Source organism: Bacillus sp. 17RED48 (genome assembly GCF_019837545.1).
GTDB lineage: Bacteria > Bacillota > Bacilli > Bacillales > Bacillaceae_G > Bacillus_A > Bacillus_A wiedmannii.
The window spans coordinates 157,154-176,577 of record NZ_JADAXG010000007.1 but is presented as its reverse complement, the minus strand read 5'-3'; the positions used below and the strand labels follow the sequence as shown (position 1 = coordinate 176,577).

Annotated in this window: 18 protein-coding genes and 4 pseudogenes; 3 read left to right on the top strand and 19 right to left on the bottom strand. The window is 31.7% G+C overall.

Annotation, left to right across the window (positions count from 1 at the left end; all coding sequences use genetic code 11):
• Positions 1 to 297 precede the first annotated feature (297 nt).
• The gene (locus tag ILT06_RS23995) at positions 298 to 693 is read right to left on the bottom strand and encodes a RidA family protein (protein WP_064475408.1); all 396 of its coding nucleotides are present in this window, start codon (positions 691 to 693) and stop codon (positions 298 to 300) included.
• Between the two features lie 152 nt (positions 694 to 845).
• A pseudogene (locus ILT06_RS23990) lies at positions 846 to 1,438 on the bottom strand (hypothetical protein).
• A 296-nt stretch (positions 1,439 to 1,734) separates the two neighbouring features.
• Between ILT06_RS23990 and ILT06_RS23985 the strand changes: the two are divergent.
• Complete coding sequence (locus tag ILT06_RS23985; RefSeq protein WP_098101559.1) at positions 1,735 to 2,697, top strand: MBL fold metallo-hydrolase; 963 nt, start codon at positions 1,735 to 1,737, stop codon at positions 2,695 to 2,697.
• Positions 2,698 to 2,757: 60 nt separating this feature from the next.
• Here ILT06_RS23985 and ILT06_RS23980 read toward each other — a convergent pair whose 3' ends face one another.
• The 15 genes and pseudogenes from ILT06_RS23980 to ILT06_RS23910 all read right to left on the bottom strand — a co-directional run bounded on the left by ILT06_RS23980 (position 2,758) and on the right by ILT06_RS23910 (position 15,472).
• Positions 2,758 to 3,696 (bottom strand): hypothetical protein, encoded by a 939-nt coding sequence (locus tag ILT06_RS23980; RefSeq protein WP_098101558.1) that lies wholly within the window; start codon positions 3,694 to 3,696, stop codon positions 2,758 to 2,760.
• A gap of 130 nt (positions 3,697 to 3,826) precedes the next feature.
• Entirely contained in the window at positions 3,827 to 4,306 is a 480-nt protein-coding gene (locus tag ILT06_RS23975) for an NUDIX hydrolase (protein ID WP_064475405.1), read from the bottom strand.
• 22 nt (positions 4,307 to 4,328) lie between these two features.
• Entirely contained in the window at positions 4,329 to 5,459 is a 1,131-nt protein-coding gene (gene dnaN / locus ILT06_RS23970) for a DNA polymerase III subunit beta (RefSeq protein WP_098101556.1), read from the bottom strand.
• Positions 5,460 to 5,489: 30 nt separating this feature from the next.
• Positions 5,490 to 5,934: pseudogene (locus ILT06_RS23965) on the bottom strand (NUDIX hydrolase).
• A gap of 206 nt (positions 5,935 to 6,140) precedes the next feature.
• Positions 6,141 to 6,566, bottom strand: coding sequence for a GNAT family N-acetyltransferase (locus ILT06_RS23960; protein WP_064475403.1), 426 nt, complete (start codon positions 6,564 to 6,566; stop codon positions 6,141 to 6,143).
• Between the two features lie 189 nt (positions 6,567 to 6,755).
• A complete protein-coding gene (locus tag ILT06_RS23955) occupies positions 6,756 to 7,382 on the bottom strand; it encodes a cadmium resistance transporter (RefSeq protein ID WP_064475402.1) in 627 nt (208 codons plus the stop codon).
• A gap of 289 nt (positions 7,383 to 7,671) precedes the next feature.
• A complete protein-coding gene (locus tag ILT06_RS23950; protein WP_064475401.1) occupies positions 7,672 to 8,880 on the bottom strand; it encodes an L-lactate MFS transporter in 1,209 nt (402 codons plus the stop codon).
• Positions 8,881 to 9,164: 284 nt separating this feature from the next.
• A complete protein-coding gene (locus tag ILT06_RS23945) occupies positions 9,165 to 9,308 on the bottom strand; it encodes a hypothetical protein (protein WP_000653369.1) in 144 nt (47 codons plus the stop codon).
• A 31-nt stretch (positions 9,309 to 9,339) separates the two neighbouring features.
• Positions 9,340 to 10,356 (bottom strand): serine hydrolase domain-containing protein, encoded by a 1,017-nt coding sequence (locus ILT06_RS23940; protein ID WP_098101555.1) that lies wholly within the window; start codon positions 10,354 to 10,356, stop codon positions 9,340 to 9,342.
• A 102-nt stretch (positions 10,357 to 10,458) separates the two neighbouring features.
• Positions 10,459 to 10,731 (bottom strand): heterocycloanthracin/sonorensin family bacteriocin, encoded by a 273-nt coding sequence (locus ILT06_RS23935; RefSeq protein ID WP_064475399.1) that lies wholly within the window; start codon positions 10,729 to 10,731, stop codon positions 10,459 to 10,461.
• A gap of 199 nt (positions 10,732 to 10,930) precedes the next feature.
• Positions 10,931 to 11,377 (bottom strand): NUDIX domain-containing protein, encoded by a 447-nt coding sequence (locus ILT06_RS23930; protein ID WP_149173575.1) that lies wholly within the window; start codon positions 11,375 to 11,377, stop codon positions 10,931 to 10,933.
• 60 nt (positions 11,378 to 11,437) lie between these two features.
• A complete protein-coding gene (locus ILT06_RS23925) occupies positions 11,438 to 11,896 on the bottom strand; it encodes a GNAT family N-acetyltransferase (protein ID WP_098101551.1) in 459 nt (152 codons plus the stop codon).
• A 76-nt stretch (positions 11,897 to 11,972) separates the two neighbouring features.
• Entirely contained in the window at positions 11,973 to 12,896 is a 924-nt protein-coding gene (locus ILT06_RS23920; RefSeq protein ID WP_064475397.1) for a nucleoside hydrolase, read from the bottom strand.
• 161 nt (positions 12,897 to 13,057) lie between these two features.
• Positions 13,058 to 14,419, bottom strand: coding sequence for a family 8 glycosyl hydrolase (locus ILT06_RS23915; protein WP_149173576.1), 1,362 nt, complete (start codon positions 14,417 to 14,419; stop codon positions 13,058 to 13,060).
• Between the two features lie 138 nt (positions 14,420 to 14,557).
• Positions 14,558 to 15,472: pseudogene (locus ILT06_RS23910) on the bottom strand (DMT family transporter).
• Between the two features lie 147 nt (positions 15,473 to 15,619).
• Here ILT06_RS23910 and norG point away from each other — a divergent pair.
• Positions 15,620 to 17,053: pseudogene (gene norG / locus ILT06_RS23905) on the top strand (efflux pump transcription regulator NorG).
• A 43-nt stretch (positions 17,054 to 17,096) separates the two neighbouring features.
• Here the strand turns inward: norG and ILT06_RS23900 are convergent.
• Positions 17,097 to 17,627: a DUF4269 domain-containing protein gene (locus ILT06_RS23900; protein ID WP_222655605.1), complete on the bottom strand. Its 531-nt coding sequence runs from the start codon at positions 17,625 to 17,627 to the stop codon at positions 17,097 to 17,099.
• 174 nt (positions 17,628 to 17,801) lie between these two features.
• Here ILT06_RS23900 and ILT06_RS23895 point away from each other — a divergent pair, with 174 nt between their 5' ends.
• Positions 17,802 to 18,263: a DUF2306 domain-containing protein gene (locus ILT06_RS23895; protein WP_222655604.1), complete on the top strand. Its 462-nt coding sequence runs from the start codon at positions 17,802 to 17,804 to the stop codon at positions 18,261 to 18,263.
• 258 nt (positions 18,264 to 18,521) lie between these two features.
• Here ILT06_RS23895 and ILT06_RS23890 read toward each other — a convergent pair whose 3' ends face one another.
• Positions 18,522 to 19,385: a glycerophosphodiester phosphodiesterase gene (locus tag ILT06_RS23890; RefSeq protein WP_222655603.1), complete on the bottom strand. Its 864-nt coding sequence runs from the start codon at positions 19,383 to 19,385 to the stop codon at positions 18,522 to 18,524.
• Positions 19,386 to 19,424 lie beyond the last annotated feature (39 nt).

Below are 19,424 nucleotides of genomic sequence, written 5' to 3'. Positions count from 1 at the left end.
TAGTTTACTTGGTTTTTGATACCTGAGATTGCTTTATTTCTATAACTGCCTATAATATATATTATGTTAACTAGTAAAAAGTAATAAACTTATTATAAGTTAGTTTTAGTGGTTAGCCTCCCCTTTTTCTTTTAAATCATTCTGTGTGATGGATTGTTTAGTTATTTGTTTTATAAGTTCTTGATGATAATGTCTTCAGGTATAAATTAGATTTAAGACAATAAAAAATGCAATTCGTTTTAAATGAACGCATTAAACGAATTGCATGGATAAATTATTAATAATAAGTTTTTAAAATTAGTTTGCTACAGCAATTGCTTCAATTTCAATTAATAAGTTATCGGTAATTAACTTTCTAACTTCTACAGCTGAACTTGCTGGTGGATTTTTAGTATCTATGTATTGATCTCGTATATCTCTAACAATGGCCATTTGAGAAATATCTGTTAAGAAAAATGTTAATTTTACTACATCATTAAATTGTAATTCCGAAGTTTCTAATGCACTTTTAATATTTTCGAATACTTGTTGCGTTTGTGTAGCTAAATCACCAACACCAACTATTTGACCATCAGTATTTATTGCTACTTGCCCAGATATGTAAATTGTTCGTTTTGCGTTACTAATTTCGACTACATGCGAGTATCCAAAAGTTGGTGGCATCGTTTCTGGATTGATAAATTTCTTTTGCATGGTGTCTCTCTCCTTTTTTAGTAAATTAATTGTAAAATCCATGTATTTATTATGTTCCATAAATAAAACTAAGAATCCTTTAATGATTTCAAATTAAAAACCTTAGTATAGCTATCTTCATACCTATACTAAGGTTTTCTAGAGTTTTATATTTAGTTATCGCTAGTGGAACTTGTCAAATTAATCTCTTCATACTCTCTTTTAAATTGATTATCATTTTTTAACCAACGTTTAAAAGTCGATTCGCTTATTTCTAAATTTGAACAAGTTGTAGCATTGCATTTATTTTTCACATATTCTTTAAGGAAATTTTGTTTTCTTTGTTTAACGGCAGTTTGAGTTTGTTTTAGTTTTCGATCTTGTACTTGGTCTAAACTTAGACTTTCTTTCTGAAACACTTCATATTTTCTATGCAAATAAATATCTTTGTCTTTATAAATCCAATTTGAAAATAGTTGTATTGATTTTCTTTCTGTATGATACCATCTGCTGCTATAAACCCTAAAATATAAGCTGTGTTATTTGACCACGTTTTAAAATAATCTTCTGTTATGTCATACTTTCTCTTCCAACTCCCTATAGTGCGACTTGGAACGTTATTCTCTGTTAACACCATACGAATATACCTAGCAGAAACATTAGCAAGTGTAGCGATTTCTGAGGTGCTCTTCCCTTCTGCATATAGCTGCGTTATTTCAGATTTTGATAGTTTACATTTTGAGTACTTTTTTCTATTTACTTGCATTTATTAATTCTCCTTCCTTTTATTATTTAAAGGCGTATTTACTTCTATAACATACAATGAAACGTATGTTCTTCGTTGCGTATAAGAAGGTATTTACTAAATTAAAACAATTTACATTTACTTTATATTGGTTTTATCTGCTGCTATATGATTTGTATTTTATATATAAGAATAATGAATTTTACAAATTTATGAAATGTACTGCATTAAAGATGAAAGGTAAAATGATTTCGTTTAAACTACAATTAGCTACAATAACAACATACGTATATTGTTAAACGTAAAAAGGAGAACGAATGAAAAAGAAATATATAAATCAAATTCATACTGATGTAAGTTTTAAACCGAAAGATATTATAGGTTTAATGACGGATTACTTTAAAATGAAAACAAAGCTGCGTCCTGTAAAGAATTTACCTACTGTTTTATCGAATAAAAATAATGAATCTTTAGAGAGTCTGACATGGTTTGGGCACTCTGCTTCTCTTTTAAAAATAGAAGGTAAAACATTGTTATTAGACCCGATGTTTGGAGATGCCTCTTCCCCATTTCCTCTGTTTAATAGTAAACGTTATAGTGGTGTTTTTTCTTTAGAACGTGAAGAGCTTCAAGAAATTGATGCGATTATCATTTCACATAATCACTATGACCATTTGAATTACAAGAGTATTATGCAGTTAAAAGATCGTGCAAAACATTTTTATGTTCCAACTGGAGTTGCGCAATATTTAATGAAATGGGGCGTTTCACCTAGTAAAATTAGTGAGCATAATTGGTGGGACGAAATTGCGTTTGATAATATAAAATTAGTTTGTGCACCTGCAAGGCATTTCTCAGGACGAAGTATGACAGATAGAGATTGTTCGTTATGGTGTTCATGGCTTATTCTTGGTCAAGAGACTAAGGTTTTCTTTAGTGGTGATAGCGGCTATGCTCCTCACTTTAAGGAAATTGGTGATAAATACGGTCCATTTGATCTTACATTGATGGAATGCGGGCAATATGATCCGAGATGGCCTGCGATTCATATGTTGCCTGAAGAAACGGTACAAGCTCATATTGATGTAAAAGGAGAATTACTTCTTCCGATTCATTGGGGTGCTTTTACATTAGCATTACATGAATGGAGTGATCCGATTGAACGAGTTACGAATGAAGCACAACGTTTAGGAGTTAAAATCGCAACGCCGCAAATTGGTGAATCGACTACGTTAAAATCTACAGACTATCCGTCATCAGCCTGGTGGAGAGAAATTTAATTATAAATAAAAAAGAGTGAACCCTTTTATAAGGAATTCGCTCTTTTTCTGTATGTAAACTTATTTCACTATGTTTGCTTTCCCGCTATCTAAAACTCTATTTGTTTGTACAGAGGTAATATTAATAACCGTATTCATACTTTTATCAGTTAGTTCAATGAGTTCGTTTTCGTGATTGATTTTCTGTAAATCCCACACCATTCCATTGAACTCGTTATGCTGTCCACTTACTCTTACTATATTTTTCGTTTTACTTGATGGTTGTATTTGTAGATTTGTAAATTGGTTCCCACTAATTTCATTTGGTGTAGTTACATTACTATCCATATAAATCATATTTACACAATCTTCAAGTGAGAAGTTCATAAAACGGTTGGCATTTATCCAAGCATAACCAGATTGCGGTTTCTTTGCTACTAATTTCAGCCCAGTTTCCATTCCTACAACTTTTATATTTTCAAAGTTAATAAATGAAATTTCATTTTCTTTCCCACCAGCATACAATGAAATTCCGGTACCTTTATTCGTTTCTGTCCAATTAATAATATTTATATCTTTTATTTGTGTTTTGTGCCAAGTGTTATAATACTTATTTTTTCCGTCTAAATATATAACTTCAGAATTAAATGTAGGATCGTCTATCGCTATATAAGCTCCTTCGATAGAAGCGTTTTTTTCTAATTCTAGAACTCTAAAATTACCTTCAACAACAAACTGTGTTCCATAACCGAATAATAATTTTACACCTTTTTTCACTACGATTGGTGACGTAATTTTATATTTCTTATCCTCAAGCAATACTGTTTTAATTGTACTAGCCTCTGCTTTATTAATAGCAGATTGTATTTTGTTTGAATCATTTTTACCTTTAAAGTCTTCTACATACACCTTATCATTTTTAGCTAAACTATCTTTTTTATTGAATTGATAAAAAGCAAAAGTAATTAGAACTACAGCTATGAGTAAAATAATTATTTTCTTCATTACACTCATCCTCATATAAGTTTTCTCCTTGGCTACTCTTCGAATAATCTATGGCTTTTATATTTAGGTTATAATGATTGTGCTGTGTATTATAGATTACAATTCCTGCTTTTTATAATTGAACTATATTATCTATAGAACTGTCCTACTTAGCCAATTCTTCATTCCTATAATCTATTAATTTATGATTAGATAAAACAAAGTTGTGTTCTAATATTAATTCATTGTGGAGTATTTTAGATAAAAATTTAGGTATCATCTCTCCTACGCCGTAATTATAGTCACTTAAAATCCAAGAAATCTCTTTCCAATCTAAAATTCCTTCTGATGCTTTTTTGGGAGTTTGATATGTAAATTCACTAAGTAGCTCTACTAGATAAATATACATACCGCCAGAATATGAAGAATCCTCCCATTTAATAATGCCTTTAAATTGAATTTGATCATGCTTAACTTCTATATTAGTCTCTTCTTTTATTTCACGAATCGCATTTTCTAAAGGTGTTTCTCCCTTTTCTATCTTTCCACCTACCCCGTTCCATAATCCTTTTACAGGGTCATATTCTCTATTTAACATAAGTATCTCTTCATTTCTCTTTATAAAACATAAAGTGTGCTTGTACATAATGTGATTCCTTCCTTTGTTATTAATAAGCTCTTACTGGAGATATAAGATGTACTGCTGCAGATTGTGTCCCTGCTTCAATTAATATCGGTCTCATAGAACCACTGAAACTTAAAGTAACCGTTTCTTCTTTTATTGCCTTTAAGGCATCCATCATAAATCGTCCATCAAAAGATATATTTAATTGTTTTTCACCTTGAATCGTATCTATCTGTTGTGTCTCGGATATTTTTCCAATCTGAGAAGCATTAGAAGAAATTTTAATTGTTGATTCGTTTATGATTTCTAAGTTGACATTGTTATTTGCCCATTCGCTTGCTAATAAGTTTGATCGATCTACACCTTGTAAAATCCTTTTTCTATCTACGTTAATGACTGTTTGAAATTCATTTGGAATTAAACTAGATATATTAGGATATTTTCCTTCAATTAATCTTGAATATAATGTAGTTGTACCGAATGTAAAAATAATGTGACTTTCTGAAAGATAGATGTATACGAATTCTGAATTACTATTCATTAATTTTAGCAGTTCACTAATAGTTGCACTTGGTACGATACAACTTGCTTTCACATCTGTAGATATTTTCGTTTCGCGTATAGCAAGTCTATGTGAATCAGTTGCTACGCAAATTAACTTAGTATAATCTAACTCTAAATGAACACCAGTAAGAACAGGTCTAGATTCATTTTTAGCTACTGCAAAGGCTGTTTGTTTAAACACTTCAATCAATTGTTCCGTTTCTACTTGTACTTTTGCATGATCGTCTATAAGTGGTACATTCGGAAACTCATATGTTGGAAGTCCATTTAAGTTTAATGTAATTTCTTCTGACTGTATCGCAATGATTTGCTCATCCTTACTTTTTATTGTTACATTGCTTGGCATTTTCTTTATAATTTCAATGAAATATTTTGCAGGTACTACAATAGTCCCTACTTTTAATATAGTTGTAATTTGGTCGTCTTCGTTAGAACTAGGGATGAATCTTTCGATGAAAATATTTGAATTACTTGCGATTAAAGTAATTCCAGATTGATCTGCAATTATTTTTATACCGGATAGTATAGGGATTATAGCTTTGGTAGATATAGCTTTACTTACTTCTGAAAGTGCTTGAGTGAAATGTTTATGATTAACGATAAACTCCATTTTTTCCCCGCCTTACATGAAATGATAATTTTATGAAGATTGATGAATGATTGTTCCGTTAAAGAAGTAAGGTACTGTTTCTTTCCTTTGTAATGTATTTAATAAGTGTTCTGGTATACGTAAATGCGGTGCTGCTCTATGTAATTCCATCCAAGTAATCTCTTCAATTTCTTTTGGCCTTGATATATATGTCTCTCCGCCAATTATTTCGCCTAAAAAATTAAAGAAAATTGCATGGTGACCTCTCTCTTCGAAAAAAGCTTCGCTGATAGAACAAATACCGTTTACAGTTATATGTAAACCCTGTTTCTTCTTTCACTTCCCGAGTTACTGCCTCTTCTAACGTTTCTCCCAATTTAACTGCGCCACCTGGTAGCGTGTAATAAGAACCGTTCTTTCCTTTGTTTTTTACCATTAAGATCTTTTCGTTTGTATTATCGTATAAAAGTGCATATGTAACATTTACTTTTTTCATCTAAGTCCACCTTTAATAACGAGAATTTTCTGCCTTTGTTACATTCTACCATTTAATCGTTTTAAAATATAAAAAAGTTAATAGAGTAGTTCATTTATCTGCTCTTAGTAAAAGTAATAATCGATAAACCTTCATTACTAAATAAAAAAGAACGTATTTTGAAAGTAAATATTCAACGTACGCTCTTTATGCTTTATTTTGGGATTCTATATATTTTCTAATCTTTTTTCTAAATAATATCGATTGTGCCCTTTAGGGTGGTCTTCACTTACTCCAATCACCTTATATCCATGCTTTTTATAAAAATCAGGAGCTTGAAAGCTAAAAGTATCTAAATTGATTAGCCTACATTCATTTTCAATTGCAAATTCTTCAATAAGTTTTAATAACTTGCTTCCGTAGCCTTCGTGTCTATACTCATCAGAAACCCAAAGGAAATCGACATGTACGTGGTGCCAAAATGTAATTGCAGTTATTCCGCCTACAATTTCTTCCTTTTCATTTCTCACTATAAAACTAATTTTTTCTGAAGGCTTTTTCTCTTCATCCGAAATATGTTTTTGGTTATATTCAATTACTTTTTCTCTTATGTAATCACTATCTTCTTGGACCCATTGTTTTACTATTTTCATTTTAAGTAGCACACTCCTTTTAAAGTATATATTCAATTTAATAATCGTAATATCCTGTCTAACTTAATAGTCGTAGAGCACTGTTTCATTTCACTAAAATAAAGAAAAGCCGTACTACATTTTATCTGTAGTACGGCTTTATACGGCGTTTGATTCTTTTTAATTAAAACTTCCGTTAGTTTTAACATATTAGTACAATAATTCAATTGTATTACTGCGAAAAAGAATGAACATTCCTAAGCCAATTAGAACAATTGGAACGATAATATGACAATTTCTCTCAAGTACTTTAGCTAAAATAGGAGCTCTTAACAATGTGTAGCTAATAAAACACCATATTGCTATCATACAAAAAAAGATAACTAATGTAACAATATTAGTTTTAAGATTTTGACTAGCGAACATGGGTATATAAATTGAAATATTATCAGCTCCATTAGCTAATGTAATCGAGGCTACTTTAAATAATGAGCTAGAAGCGTTATCAATGACTTCATTCCTTTTATAAGAACGAAGTGACAATAGTACTTTTACCCCCATATACATTGGCACGAATCCTAATAACCCAATCCACGATATAGGAATGAAAAAAGAGCTTAAAGAACCAATGATACTTAGGAAAATAATTACACTAAACCCTAAATATTGTCCAACAACAATATAAAGTTCTTTCATCTTAGTTTTTTCCCGGACAGCTCTACCTTCTTTCTTAATTACTCCTGTCTTTACTTGTGAAAATAAAACAAGGAGTATAAAAATGTCATCAATATTTGTTGAAGTGAATGCCATAAAAGAAGAAATTATGGTTGTAACCAATATAAGCCAACTACCTTTATAATAAAATACTGGTATATAAATGAATTTCATGTCTAATAAAAAAATTGGTTAATGTAGGTTTAAAATAACATTTCAGTTCCTTTTATAAAACCATATGAATATTTTACTAATCTGCTACTTAGTTCGTTGAGAAATAAATCATTTTATTACTTTTCAAATCATTTTACTTAGAATTAAGTAATTCTTTTCTTCCTACACGAGTAGTAAAAACGGAAAATCAAATATTTTGCAATATAAAAAGAGCCCTATATAAGGACTCTTTTTATAATTAAGCTATCTTCCGATACAAATGTTGTGTTTCTTTATTCTTTTCTGCTTTTGGTGGACGAATTAAAATCGAAATAATGAAGGAAATAACACTTAAAACACCGATTATAATAAAGGTCGGTTGAAATCCACCAAGTAATGCTCCAATGAACGCTCCTGCAAGTGCACCAAACCCGAAACCTTGATATACAATCCCGTAATTTGTACTATGGTTTTTTAATCCGAAGAAATCTCCAACAATTGCTGGGAAGATTGTGATATTACCACCAAAGCAAAAGGCAACACTTGCTACACAAGCGAAATAAATACCGTAATTTAGTGGAATGAAACTTAAAGTAAAGACTGACAATCCAATAATAATAAACGTTGCAGAGACAATTTTCATTCGGCCAATTTTATCTGATAACGTTCCAAGAACGATTCTACCTACCGTATTAAAAATTGCAATCATTGCAACGGCGTTAGCGGCGGTTGCTGCACTAAGTCCAACGAGCTGTACCCCAATATCTTTCACCATACCGATTAAATATAGACCGCCCATACACGATGTGAATAGCATAAAAAACAAAAGATATACTTGTTTCGTTCGCATCATTTCACGAGGCGTATAATCATTGTGTAATGTCTCAGTTACAGTATTACTCACTATTGCTTCACGTAAGAAGAACGATCCGGTTAATACTAAAAGTAAAACGATGATACCCCAATATAAAAATGCTTGTGATACACCAAGACTATCGATAAGACTTCCGTTTATATATCTAAAGATTAAGCTGCCCATTCCATATGCCGAAACAGATATACCAGAAATAAGTCCTTTTCGATTTGGAAACCATTTAATTAAATTAGATAGTGATGTAATATAAGCAGTTCCATCTGCATAACCAACAACGACACCAGCTAATAAATATAGTAATGGTAAGGAAGAAACTTGTGAACTAAGTATTAAACCGAGCCCCAAAACAATCCCTGCAGTAGCGATGAGTTTACGAAGTCCTAATTTTTGCTGCAACTTTCCTGCAAATAAGGTTGAGAATGATAATGAAAAACTTGTTATGGAGAAAGTTATCGCTACGGAATTGAGGTTCCATCCAAACTTACTAACAAGGGGTTGATTAAATAAACTCCATGTATAAATTGTTCCAAGGCCAATTTGAACAATAATTGTACCTAGAACAATTAGTAACGGATTTATAGAAGTTTGTTTCATACTAACTGTCCCCTTCTTTTATTTTGACATGATTTTTCACAGTTAGTATAACCATCATAAAATGCAAGATACTGTGTGGAAAATGGAAATTAAGTTCATATACACAAAAAGACACTTCATAATGAAGTGTCTTTTTGCAGGTTATATTAGATTTACTTAAAGAAAGCTTTGTTAAGATAAGACATTTTCGAATGCTTATGTATATAGGATACCAAAAGATTTTTGTTATGTGATGGGACTTAAGATGTATTTTTCATTCATCATATAGTCCGATGAACGAAAAATTAGTATTCAATTTCATCAAAATCCTTCGGCTGCGGTACCGTTTGCATATTAGCAGCATCTTTAGGATCGCTATAAATTGCATTTTGTTCTGTATTCACATCTTTAATATTTTGTTTTTTGTTTTTATTCATTTTATCTTTCATTTTCTTTCACTCCTTTTCATTATAGGTGTAATTATGCCCTATTACCGTTACGAAATGTATCAGCGACTAAATTGCTAAATTCACGTAAATAATATAAATAATTATCACCGCCGTAGTTATATCTTTTATTGTACATTTTCGCAACAACTACATTACATTCAGGTATTACTAAAAGAGTCGGTCCTGTAATTCCTAATATTTGATACGATCCTTTCGGCACTCGTTCACCAAGTTCACTTGAAAGCGCAGGTTCATTTTGAACATACCAAAACAACCCGTTTTGTGGTAGTTCATTGTTTGTAAATGTTGGACTCTGCAAACCTGTTGCAATTTCTATCACTTCTTTTGGAATAATTTTCTTACCATTTATCACACCTTGATTTAAATGAAGATTGCCCCAATAAGCAAATTCTCTAGCTGAGACAAACAGATTTTTTTCAGTACCATCATCTACCGTACCAATTTCACTAATTGCGTCTTCATTTGGATTATCAACAACTTTAACTAAGTTTTCATCTTGCTGAATTCTCCAACCTGTTTCTTTGAAGTTAGCTAGATCAAAAACACGCTCCTTTAACAATTCAGGAAAACTTTTGTTATATAGCTGATAAATAAGACGTGTTACCATTCTTACATTAATATCTCTATACGCCCATGCTTGTCCAGGTTCAAATTCACGAAAAATTGTCCCGTCATTCGTTTCTCCTAAACCGTGCGAATGGGTTACTAAATGTCTTATCGTTGTTTTACCAAGTAATACAGGGTCGAAATCATTAAAGTACTTTATCGCCTCGTCATCAATAGAATTTATTTTCCCCTCGTAAAGCGCATATGCTACCATTAATCCTAAATAACTTTTTCTCGCAGAAGCAACATTAAATTGTGAAGATGCTGTTATTTTTTTACTTGTAGATATATTTGAATGATGACCACTATAATGCTCTAGTACAATTTTATTATCTTTTATAATGCACAGTGCTGTTGCAGAACTATGATTTTCTTCTTTTATATTCTCAACCCAAGAAATCAATTTATCGTACGTATACAAATAAATCCCCCTTACCATGAATAAAAAATTACAACATGAAAGAAAAGTATAAAATAGTATTTACACCTTTCTTTCATGTGAAATATTATTGATGTTCTATACTTAAATGATCCACCAGTTCCAGCAATTAAAGCAGCTGAAACATCCAGCGCAACCTACGCATCCGCCACAACGTCCTGCACAACCTCCGCATCTTCCGCCGCCACATCCACCACAGCGTCCACCACAACCTCCACATCCGCCACAACGACGCGCTTCGTCTTGAATGTAATAGTATGGATATTGATTTTGTTGTAGTTGATCCCAATACACAACATTACCAGATTGATAATCATTAAGGTTTAATGATTGTAATTCTTGTTGAAACTGATTCATTACGAAACCCTCCATTTATACAAATAAATTCCGTCCAAATGTTACAGTTTATCTATTTTTGCAAACAAAGTAGAAATCAGACTATAGACTAAATGCGTACATCAACAAAATATGAACTTACACTAGGTGATGTACCTTGTTTTATAGCCTATTTTCTTAATCTCCTTTCAGTGAACGTATTTACTATTAATAGAGGTGCTTAAAAATTACTAATCCAACAGTTGAGTAGTTCATCACTTAATTTTCTTTCTAGTAACTCTTTAACTGAAGGCACTGGCATGATTTTATACGTATGTAAAGCTTCTTGATTATAATCTATCCAGTGAAACGCTAAATGAGATTCTTTAGATTGTGGTATGAAATCAATATGTAACTCTTGCGAATCTACTTCAAAAATGTGATTGATTTCATGATGAATAACTTCTCGGTCTTCCCATTGGTTTTCTATGACTCCTAAAAAGTTTTTTATACTACAGTTTACTCCGAGTTCTTCTCGTAGTTCTCTTATTAATGCATTCTCAGCTGATTCGCCAACTTCAACATGACCACCTGGTAAAAAATAATGATGGCCAATATATTCAGCCATTAACAATTTTTTATCCTTTATCATAACAGCGCGTACAATATGGTGAAATTTATTTTTCAATTGCTATTCCTCCCAGTTATTTAATTTCATCTTTCATTTCACATCTTTACTTCGTATTACTTAAACGAACAAACGATATACTTGCTCACCATCATATTCATGTCCCAATGGTTGAAAACCGTAAAGTTCATACAGTTTCTTTGCAAAGACATTATCTTTATGTACTGTTAATCTAATTTCTTTACACGCCTTACATGTATTTTTTATTAAGTAAATACTTTCTTGTAATGCCGCTTTACCATACCCATTACCTTGCTGCATTTGATCAATAATAAATCCATTTATCCAATACATATCAGTTGTTTCTCTTACAACAGCATGCATAATAAAACCAACCATTAGATTGCCGTCATATATCGCAAATGGTATATACTCTACATTGTCTCCATCTGGTTTTATATACACTTTAGCAAGTGAAACTGCTACAGATGGAACAAATTTTATTTGCTCTTCTTTAACTTGTAACTTTAATGCATCTTCCCAATTCTCTCTCGTAACAACTTTTAACTGGACATTCAATATTGTAAGCTCCTTTATAAAAAGAATGTATTTATATATTCAACGTAGTGAAATATATCCCTTTTTCGACAACAACTTATAACATGATTTTTATAAAATCTTGAATGAATTGTTGTTCATCAATTTCTAACGCTATACGGGAACCTTTAGATATAGAGCTAGGGCGAAAATCAGCGAATGTTTGTCCTTTCGTATCTCCGTATGTATCTACATTCACTGTACGAAGCGCAAATTTTAAAAAACTTGGGTTAACTAATCCACTTATAGCAACCACATCATGTAGCAAAGGCCCTTCGATAGATGGATTAAGTTTTTGGTATGCAGATAAATAGTAATCATACATCGGTTTCATTATCGTATGAAATGGATTTTTTGCATTAGCTTGGATATAGTTAAATACATTTGGAGTTAACACAGCTTTATTTGTTACATTTAAAGGGAATATAAATAAATTCTTTGCTTGCTGAAAAATAATTTTACTTGCTATAGGATCTCCATACACGTTTGCCTCTGCTAATGGCGTAACGTTTCCTACTTCTAAAAAAACACCACCCATGAAATAGATTCCTTTTACATTCAGCATTAAATCATTCCATAAATTAAAAGCAATCGCTAACGAGGTAGATCTTCCTACATCGACAATTGTTAAATCTTTCCCGTACTTTACAAGAATCGCAGCAATACTGCCAAAATTGTATATCGGAATAGATAATACGCTTTCTGGAACATGGATGGGCCCTAATCCTTCTGCTCCGTGAATTTCAGGGTAGTACATAGTAATTTCTTCTGTAAGTGGTTTTGTTGCACCACTAATGACAGGAATGTCTTGTCTATTTGCTAACTGTAAAATATACGCTGCATTATGTGCAGCATGTATATGCTCAACATTTCCGTATCCGGTTACAATACCGACAATTTCAATTTCGGGATGCAATAAACCATACATAATAGCAAATGAGTCATCAATACCTGGGTCTCCGAAAAATAATACTTTTTCCAAGAAATACCCTCCCCTCATAAAAAATTGAGTCATTAATAACTATGTATATGAAAAAAGTAAGTATATCTATGCAAATTTTAGAACGGATAATGTTTTACAAAATATTAAAAAGGAACTAGCGTATGCTAATTCCTTTCTTAAGTAACCATTCTCAAATTTAATTAATTATCGTATCCTTCATAAATTGCAGCATTTATTTGATTTTGTGTCTTTTTATCTTCAGGTACAGGTTTCCACCAATTTCCTGTAATAAATAACATAGTTAATAAATTATAACTATCACTAAAATAGCTTTCTCTCTTATTCTTCATCCAATCCCAACCGCTATTTACCCACTTTTGATTATTGCTATCCGTTATACTTGCAGCAATAAACGGTGAAACAAATACAGCAGTTGGATAACTACCAATATTGGATCCGTTTAATTGATAACCATCCACAATTTTAGAAGGATTTCCATTCGTTTTATTTTGAATCCATGAAGAGACTTTATCAGAAATGAGTTTACTTCTTTTCTCGCTGTACATCGCATAGTCCATTACAATTCTCAATGGTACCCGACTAGCATTGTAATAATATGCATTTGTATATTCTGACTCATCTAAGAAGTCTTTAGGTGCGGGTTGTGGTGGGTTTTTCACAACGAAATCTGAAATAAGTCCTGTATTTTGAGAGTACTTATTACTAAATTGCGTATAAACATCGTACAAATTATTAATAACAGTAAGCCAAGTTTTATCACCTGTAAATTCATAAAATGCTCTAAGGTGTGACATCATCCAATCAGATGGTCTCGTATCAAATGAATTTTTAGAATCCCAATCTCCCAAATTTAGTCGGTTATTATTTGTAACATTACTAGCTTTAATACCTTTTGTAATCATGTCTTGTGCTTCTTTCAAATAATTAACCGTTCCATGTGATCCCCACTGCTTATGAGCAAGAAGAAGAGAATACGCAATATCTAAATCCCCATCAGTAGCAGAATCAAAATGACCTTGTGCTTTTTTACTATCTGCGACAACCCATCCCATTAAATTAGGATTTTGAGAGCTTTTAAAAGTTCTTGCTGTTTTTAATAAACCGTCATAGATTTTTTGAGCATTCGAATCATAACCAGCCATTAATACTGTAATTATCATCCCATACCCTTGACCTTCTGAAGTTCCAAGTGGCTTAAACCCATCAGCATCACCCGTAATCTCTCCTTTTACGTAATAACCACCAGGTAAAGAAGATAAATCATTTTTCAAATATTTCTTTTTCCAATTATCGTAGTAACTTCTTACAGAAGCATTTAAACTTTCCTGTGTAACATGATTTGGTTTTATAACACCTGCATAATTAACTTGCTGGGGAAATGGTTTCATTTCTTTTACAGCAGCTACTTGTTGATTAACTATGGGAATAGAAGTTTGTACTGAATTGTCCATTACATTTGCTGCGAAACTAGAATTAGAAAAACTAGCTAGTCCAATTCCTATAATAGAAATACATGTGAAAATTTTTCTTTTTCCATTCATTATGTTGTCATCTCCTTTTAAAATGCTTACTATATAAAATGTAACATACAATATTTAACTGAAATACAAAATATTATATTTATCAACATAAGAAGGAAATTACATAAAAAAGTATCATAAAATTATTATTGAATTACATTATACGGATTGATTATTTGCTAAATTCCTATGTTTTTCTTTTCTTAATACTGGTATATGAGCAATCACAATTCCAAGTATAGTAATCCCTCCGCTAATTATCGAAACAAAAGTTGGCACTTCTCCTAACCATATCCAAGCAACAAAACATGCAGTTACTGGAGTTAAATATAGAGAACTTGTTGCCTCAGCAGCACCAGAATGAGATATGATATATGCCAATGCGATATATGGGAGTACTGTTGGAAATAAACCTAAAAATATAACACTCATATTCACTTCAAGAGGAGCTGCTAGTATTTCTTGATAAACTCCGGGTAAGAAAATAAGCATACATACAGTACTAGACAAAATTGTATATATGGTAAGTGGCAAGAAACCATACTTTTTTAAGTAAGAAATTTGGAAAACGAAAAATAAGCTTTCTGAAATCGCTACTAATAATATAAATAATCCTCCACTATTCAATTGAATAGCATCTCCTTGACTAAATGATATGAAAGCAATTCCTATAAAACTAATTACACCACCGATCCAACCATTTATTTTCATTTTTTCATTCAAAAAAACAGATGCAAAAATAGCCGTTACTATAGGTGTGACTGAAACAATTTAACTTGCAGATCCAGCATTTACTGTTTTTTCGCCGTAGTTTAATGCAATGTGATAAAAAGTGAATCCTAAAGCACCGAACATAAAAATTGCTGGGATATCCTTTAAATCCGGTAGCCGTAACTTGTAAATAAAAGAAAACAACAGAAGTATAAATGAAGCGATTAATAAACGTAGTAAAGTAAGATGCTCAGGTGTATAAGATTCAAGCCCCATACGAATTGCCGGAAAGGCAGTCCCCCATATAAAAATCGTAAAAGCATGAGCACAAATAATCCGAAAATCCCATTTTTTATAATTCATGTTTTTCTCCCCCTTCAAACCAACCACTTTATAATTACCAATTATTTCTTTTCATCATATTTAATAGTTGATACAATGTCTTCAACCAGTTACTTATCGTAAAAACCAACCACTTGGCATTTATAAAGTGAACGAGGAAGTTTTTTTATGACAACGAATAAAAAACTGCCTAAATATCGGCAGATAGTAGACTATATGAAAGAAAAAATTGAAAACGGAGAATGGCCTATTGGAAGTAAGATTCCTAGTCAACGGCAGTTAGCCAAATTATTTCATGTAAATTGAAGTACTGTAATAACTGCGCTAGATGAACTTATGGCAGATGGATTGATTCAAGGGAAAATTGGAGCAGGAACAATTGTAACAAATAATACATGGTCATTATTAGCGACGAATCCCCTGCCTGATTGGAGTGAATATGTAAAGGCCGGTATTCATAAACCTAGCAAGTTAATAGTACGAGAAATCAATGAAGCAGAAGCAAATAAAAAACTTATCCATCTTAGTAAAGGTGAACTTGCGCCTCAACTTTTCCCGCTAGAAACTATGCCGACGATTATGAAAAGCGTATGTGAGGAATTAGAGTATTTTGGATACGAAGAACAAAAAGGTTTTTTACCGTTACGTGAAGCAATTAGTAAATACGTAAAATCATTCGGAATACATACATCAGCCAGTTCTATATTAATCGTCTCTGGTGCATTACAAGCACTCCAATTAATATCAATTGGTCTTTTGCATAGAGAATCAACCGTTTTACTTGAACAGCCTTCTTACTTATATTCACTTCATGTATTTCAATCAGCAAATATAAATCTATCTGGTATATCTATGGATCATCACGGTATTTTACCTAACGAATTTTTAAAACGAATTAAATATAGTCAAAAGAAAAATATTTTATATTCTATCCCTTGTTTTCAAAATCCAACAGGGATATTAATGTCTCAAGAACGAAGAAAAGAAATATTAAAAATATGTGAAAAAGAACAGTTACCTATTATTGAAGATGATATTTACCGCGAGTTATGGATTGATGAACCACCTCCAGCTCCTTTAAAGTCGATAGATAAACATGGACATATATTGTATGTTGGTAGTCTCTCTAAAACACTTACTCCTGGACTTAGAATTGGATGGATTATTGGACCAGAACCTGTAATTGATAGATTGTCAGATATAAAAATGCAAACAGACTATGGATCCAGCTCATTATCCCAAAGAGTTGCTGCTGAATGGATAAATAAAGGTTTTTATGAAGAACATGTTGCAAACGTAAGAATTAAACTAAAAGAACGAAGACAAATCATGATACGAGCTTTAAATAAGTACTGCGCAGATATTGCATCGTGGGATATTCCTAGTGGCGGATTATTTATATGGCTAAAGATTGTACCTAGCATTCCGATGAAGAAATTATTTTCAGAGGCACTATCAAATGGAATTCTTTTAAACCCAGGACGTATTTATGAAGAAGAATCAGATCGGTACATTCGCTTATCATATGGATATGCTTCACCAGAGCAAATGACTAACGGGATTAAATTGTTGAGTGAATTAATCCGTAAGCTAATGTCATAACAAAAACTCCTCTTTACTATAGAGGAGTTTTTATGTATCTTATTTACCACAATCTCATTTCCTGTCCCAATAAAATAAGTTCGTCATAAGGGTCTCCGTCAATATTTAATACTTGAGCAAAAGCAGGTTCTGTTTTTAAACCGCTCTCTTTTAAGTGAAGTATTTCTTCCCTTAGATGGGGATGCTGCATTAATAACATGTGCTCTACTATCATATGTCTATATGCATTTTGGTTACGTACTGGCTTAGGCTGAGCAAATAATTCAAATTCAAAACCTTCAAACTCAAAATTTACCTTTATCGATTCTGTAGTTTTAATTTTTTTCTTTTTTATTTTGAATCCTTTATAAGAACCGTATAAAGATCTCATTTCCTGTTCAAAAACATCAAAGTTATGTACTTCCATTACTATATCTAAGTCAGATTGAAGAGTATCAATTCTAATAGGAATTGTCCCGCAAAGAACCGGACTATACAAAGTTAAATCCTCCATAATGTTAAGTTTATTCAAAACATCATACACTTTTTGTTGCTTTTCATTCCCTGATTGTAAATATGTAATAGATGTAAACATGGAAGTCTCTCCTTCATTTCACGTAGTACGTGTCTCACTATATCCAAGAAAAATTTGTCCGTTTAAATTTGTTCTAGGAGTACCTTTATTTCAATATATTAAGGTCGATAAAAAATATGTTTCAACTTTTCTCCTATACTGCAATACTATAAAAATAAAAAAGGAGGAATTATTATGAGCATTTTCAACATTCTTTTAACCATCCATATATTATTTGGAACAATATGCTTAATCACTGGTATTGTAGGGATGGTTGCCCAAAAGAAGAAAGGAAAACATACGGAATGGGGTGAAATATATCATGCATCCTACGTTGTCATCACCCTTACTGCAATTATATTATCCATTATAAACTGGGATCAAATCGCATATTTATTTTATGTAGCAATTTTCTCTTATTCATTTGCGATTTATGGCTACCTGGCACGAAAAAAACGTTGGAAAAATTGGCTGCATCACCATATTAGAGGTATGTTAGGTTCTTATATAGGTGCGGTAACTGCACTTTTAGTAAACGTCGGTATTCATATTCCCTTAATAAATTTACTGCCACCTATATGGTTTTGGTTTTTACCTACATTAATCGGTATTCCTCTCGTAGCCAGTGTATCAAAAAAATATAAAAAGCGTAGTTAAAATTCATTACAATTCCGTTACTTTCTGATGGTAATTACAAAAAATCATACCCAATGTAATATTTTATTAACAAATTCATATTGCTTTAAGTTCGTCACTTAGAGCTAAATAAAAAGAATCCAATAAAAATATTGGATTCTTTTTCGGATTTCATTTCAATATCGGCGCTATGTATTCAATGATGTTACCATTTGAACCATAAACTATCTTTGTATACTTGTGGGTACTTGTTTTATTGGTTCAGTGATAATTACACTATTATAGTTTAACTAACGAATGTAAACGATCCGGGTAATTCGTAAACATCCCGTCAACTCCCCATAAAAGTAACTTTTTCATATCTGTTTCATTATCTACAGTAAATGGATGAACTTCTAATCCGTTTTTCTTTATACTCTTTACATAAGCTGAATCAATATATTTATAGTTCATCCCAAGACCGATACAGTATGTTTTATACTTTTTTATCTCTAATTCAGTTAAATGAGCTGCCTTTTTGTAAGATAGTAATTGTACTAGCGGTATATTAACATCTAAACTATGAATCTTTTGCAGACTTTCTTCACTAAATGATTGAATAATAATTTTATCACTTATTTCGTAGTGCTTTATAATTTCTAATAGCTTTTCTTCCATACCAGGATATTCATCTGGCGATTTTGTTTCAATGTAATAATTAGCATTATGCCCAAACGTTTCAATAATTTCTTCTAGTGTTGGAACTTTAACATCTTCAAATTCTTTCTTCGCTAAACTTAGATGCTTTTCATTAAAAAAAGAACCTGCATTAAGTTGCTTTATTTCTTCTAATGTATGTTCCTTAACTAGCCCCGTACCGTTTGTAGTGCGGTTTACTGTTTCATCATGCATAGCTACTAAATGTCCGTCTTTTGTCATTTGGAGATCAATTTCTATATAATCTCCTCTCAATTGTTGCCCTAATTTATACGCTGCTATTGTATGTTCCGGCGCATACGCAGAAGCGCCTCTATGTGCAATGTTTTTTATATGATTTAATTGATTAATAGCTTTCGTGTACTTAAGTTCATTTGCTTTATGAAAAACAAAAGTACCTATTACCATAAAGGTGCAAATGATTGTAACGATATATATCTTCTTCATAATGATGTTTTAACTCCTACATGAAAGCAATTTGACTTG

Excerpts from the sequence above, each read along its gene's own strand:
- ILT06_RS23980 (WP_098101558.1), bottom strand. The coding sequence starts at position 3,696 with ATGAGGATGAGTGTAATGAAGAAAATAATTATTTTACTCATAGCTGTA.
- dnaN (WP_098101556.1), bottom strand. The coding sequence starts at position 5,459 with ATGGAGTTTATCGTTAATCATAAACATTTCACTCAAGCACTTTCAGAA.
- ILT06_RS23935 (WP_064475399.1), bottom strand. The coding sequence starts at position 10,731 with ATGAATCAGTTTCAACAAGAATTACAATCATTAAACCTTAATGATTAT.
- ILT06_RS23960 (WP_064475403.1), bottom strand. The coding sequence starts at position 6,566 with ATGAAAATAGTAAAACAATGGGTCCAAGAAGATAGTGATTACATAAGA.
- ILT06_RS23915 (WP_149173576.1), bottom strand. The coding sequence starts at position 14,419 with ATGAATGGAAAAAGAAAAATTTTCACATGTATTTCTATTATAGGAATT.
- ILT06_RS23945 (WP_000653369.1), bottom strand. The coding sequence starts at position 9,308 with ATGAAAGATAAAATGAATAAAAACAAAAAACAAAATATTAAAGATGTG.
- ILT06_RS23975 (WP_064475405.1), bottom strand. The coding sequence starts at position 4,306 with ATGTACAAGCACACTTTATGTTTTATAAAGAGAAATGAAGAGATACTT.
- ILT06_RS23950 (WP_064475401.1), bottom strand. The coding sequence starts at position 8,880 with ATGAAACAAACTTCTATAAATCCGTTACTAATTGTTCTAGGTACAATT.
- ILT06_RS23900 (WP_222655605.1), bottom strand. The coding sequence starts at position 17,627 with ATGTTTACATCTATTACATATTTACAATCAGGGAATGAAAAGCAACAA.
- ILT06_RS23985 (WP_098101559.1), top strand. The coding sequence starts at position 1,735 with ATGAAAAAGAAATATATAAATCAAATTCATACTGATGTAAGTTTTAAA.
- ILT06_RS23890 (WP_222655603.1), bottom strand. The coding sequence starts at position 19,385 with ATGAAGAAGATATATATCGTTACAATCATTTGCACCTTTATGGTAATA.
- ILT06_RS23995 (WP_064475408.1), bottom strand. The coding sequence starts at position 693 with ATGCAAAAGAAATTTATCAATCCAGAAACGATGCCACCAACTTTTGGA.
- ILT06_RS23895 (WP_222655604.1), top strand. The coding sequence starts at position 17,802 with ATGAGCATTTTCAACATTCTTTTAACCATCCATATATTATTTGGAACA.